Origin of the sequence: Neiella holothuriorum, from assembly GCF_019457915.1 — a bacterium.
Taxonomy (GTDB): domain Bacteria; phylum Pseudomonadota; class Gammaproteobacteria; order Enterobacterales; family Neiellaceae; genus Neiella; species Neiella holothuriorum.
In genome coordinates this window covers 1-2,627 of sequence record NZ_JAHZSS010000039.1, presented here as the reverse complement: position 1 = coordinate 2,627, position 2,627 = coordinate 1, and the positions used below count along the sequence as shown (strand labels likewise).

General features: G+C 41.5%; 4 protein-coding genes. 1 reads left to right on the top strand and 3 read right to left on the bottom strand.

Annotation, left to right across the window (positions count from 1 at the left end; translation table 11 throughout):
* Positions 1–85 precede the first annotated feature (85 nt).
* Positions 86–442, bottom strand: a complete 357-nt coding sequence (locus K0504_RS18235; protein ID WP_220105592.1) for a hypothetical protein — start codon at positions 440–442, stop codon at positions 86–88.
* 77 nt (positions 443–519) lie between these two features.
* On the bottom strand, positions 520–813 hold the full coding sequence (locus tag K0504_RS18230; protein WP_220105591.1) for a hypothetical protein: 294 nt from the start codon (positions 811–813) through the stop codon (positions 520–522).
* 316 nt (positions 814–1,129) lie between these two features.
* Between K0504_RS18230 and K0504_RS18225 the strand changes: the two genes are divergently transcribed.
* Positions 1,130–2,083, top strand: a complete 954-nt coding sequence (locus K0504_RS18225; RefSeq protein WP_220105590.1) for an IS110 family RNA-guided transposase — start codon at positions 1,130–1,132, stop codon at positions 2,081–2,083.
* Here the strand turns inward: K0504_RS18225 and K0504_RS18220 are convergent, their stop codons facing one another.
* Complete coding sequence (locus K0504_RS18220; protein ID WP_220105589.1) at positions 2,084–2,467, bottom strand: hypothetical protein; 384 nt, start codon at positions 2,465–2,467, stop codon at positions 2,084–2,086.
* Positions 2,468–2,627: the final 160 nt, after the last annotated feature.

Genomic DNA, 2,627 nt, shown 5'->3' with positions numbered 1-2,627 from the left:
GTTCGTCAGCAAGTTGGCTAATCGGCAGCATCACCTAGGATACTTGCGTCACAAGCAATGAATTGATCAACAACGCCAGCTGAACTTACAGCTCATCTGCTGTTGAACGGTCGTCAAGTGGCGAACAATCAAAGTGAACTGAACCATCGTTTTCCACACGAAACGAAATATGAGCCGCTATTGTGCCCATTTCATCCAAATCAGAGCAGCCATTGTAAACCGTCCAATCAAACTTATAATTTAACGTATATTGATTCTTAAAATGGTGTTCAACGCTCTTAATCTCTATCCCTGTCACGCACTCAGCGATATTATTTATATAACTTAAATCAGGGATAAGTTGATTTTCAAAAGTTTCTTTCTGTTTCTCAAAGAATTGACAAAGGGTTTGGCAGAAGGCTTTACCGTTTTCGATTTCGCTTGTAAGTCCTTCCAATACCATATCAACAGCTCTGTGTTTTGATGTCCCGCCCCCCTTTTTAAGCGGGCGACTTGATGCGATTGTTATACACCTGCTGCTTATAACAACCAAATAAATGCGATGAGAATACTAATAGCAGCCCATACTGCCACATATTTTTGAATTTTTGCGTAATGATATAGCAGTGCAGAATGTTCCCCTTCAAATGAGCCAGATACTATGGCGTCTCTTATAGCAATAGGTCGCGATAGAGTTCTTCTTACTCCCATTTTTTCCTCTGAGAATTTACTCCAATGTTCGGGAAAGTAACGCTTAATGTGTGAGTAAATTTTTCGGTTGATTAACTCAAGCACAATCAGGCTAGTCAAATTTATTATTGTAACAACTTCCAATGTTTGTATTCCTTGGGTGTATTATGACTCATCAAGAGTGAACTTATAGCTGGTTAAAATGTTGAACACAGTAAAAACAGCCAACCGTAAACTTTCCTACCTTAATGCCTTGTATGGTCAATTCCGTTCATTTTTGGGTAAGTTGAGACCCACCTTCAGTGACAGCTGAAGGCCTTCATGCAACAGCTCGATTGATTAAAGGTCCTTTGAGTAAAAAGGCCGGTAACAAGTGTGCAGCGTTGCATGACTCCACAAACAATAACTCGAACAGTCATTGGGGCCTCGAGCCCGCATAGCAAGGCAGAGTCAGCTTATTATGAACGACGTAAAAAACCAAACTGAGATCAGTGTTGGAATTGATGTAGGCAAGTCTCAACTCGATGTTCATTTCCACCCGCTAGAGCACCACCAAACCATCTCAAACGATGCTAAATCGATTGGCCAATTGGTGAATGCTCTGGTCAAGTTAAACGTTACCCGTATTGTTGTTGAAGCCACAGGCCGCTATGAGCACCCGCTCGTCTTCGCTTGTGACAAAGAACAATTACCCATTGTAGTGGTCAACCCCATCAAGGTCAGGCGTTACGCTCAAGCCATTGGCGTACTCGCCAAAACCGATAAAGTCGATGCATCAGTCATTGCCTCGTTCGGCGCGACCTTAAAGCCAGAGGTAAAACCGATTGCAGATAAGCAATCTCGTTTAATCAAGGACTTATTGATTCGAAGGGCGCAGCTTCAGGAAATGCAGACAATGGAAAAGAATCGGCTGCAAATCCTGCCTAAAGAGCTGCATTCATCGATAAAACAACTGCTCCGTTCATTAGCTACCCAAATCAAACGGGTCACCGAGCAAGTCGATTTACTGGTTGCAGAAAATAAACAGTGGCGCACACAACTCCAAATCCTAACCAGTGTGCCTGGCGTTGGAAAAGTGCTGGCTTATACCTTGATGTGTGAGTTACCAGAGCTGGGTAAGCTGAATCGAAAGGAAATTGCAGCGTTGGTTGGTGTGGCTCCGATGAATCGAGAAAGTGGGCGTTTTAATGGCAAACGCCGCATTAAAGGAGGACGTCACAGAGTACGAACGGTAATGTTCATGGCGATGATGTCAGCCATTCAATGTAATGAAGTTTTTAAGCGCAAATACCAGCAGCTTAAAGCTGCCGGCAAGATACCTAAAGTGGCCGTTGTTGCCTGCATGAGGAAGTTGATTGTGATCCTCAATACGATGATAAAAAACGGAGAGAGCTGGGATGAAAAAGTAGCTTAATTAGCTTGACGGAAGACCACAGTCACTTGTTAGATTTCTTACTTTTACCCAAACCCACTTCATTGATTTAGATAGCAAATAAACCACACCCCCAAAAAAAACTGAATAAATTGGAAAATATATATATACAAGAGCTGATGTTGAAGAGCCAGTTGCTGCCTTGCCTATATCGAAATACATCACGGAATGAAAATAACTGTGCAATAAAATAGTACCGACAATCATGTGAAAAGCACTACTCTTTAAAAAACCCTTAAAAACAGTTATATTAAATACAATTGCAACAAGAATAATTGGAGCGATATTCCACAACACAAACAAGTTTGCATCAGACCCCATAGCGACAAATGTCAACAGTGAAAGCATTAAAAATATTAGATTCATTATCCTATCCTTGATGAAAATCTAACGCTCCGATCTAAGGAATCCCCTCATAATATTGATTCCTTTCAATAAGATAGACACGCATGAGGCGATTTGATCTAATTACTTTCGCCAAAAAACAACAAGAACCACACCCCATGCGTGACACGCTTATCTTACA

Excerpts from the sequence above, each read along its gene's own strand:
- K0504_RS18235 (WP_220105592.1), bottom strand. The coding sequence starts at position 442 with ATGGTATTGGAAGGACTTACAAGCGAAATCGAAAACGGTAAAGCCTTC.
- K0504_RS18225 (WP_220105590.1), top strand. The coding sequence starts at position 1,130 with ATGAACGACGTAAAAAACCAAACTGAGATCAGTGTTGGAATTGATGTA.
- K0504_RS18220 (WP_220105589.1), bottom strand. The coding sequence starts at position 2,467 with ATGAATCTAATATTTTTAATGCTTTCACTGTTGACATTTGTCGCTATG.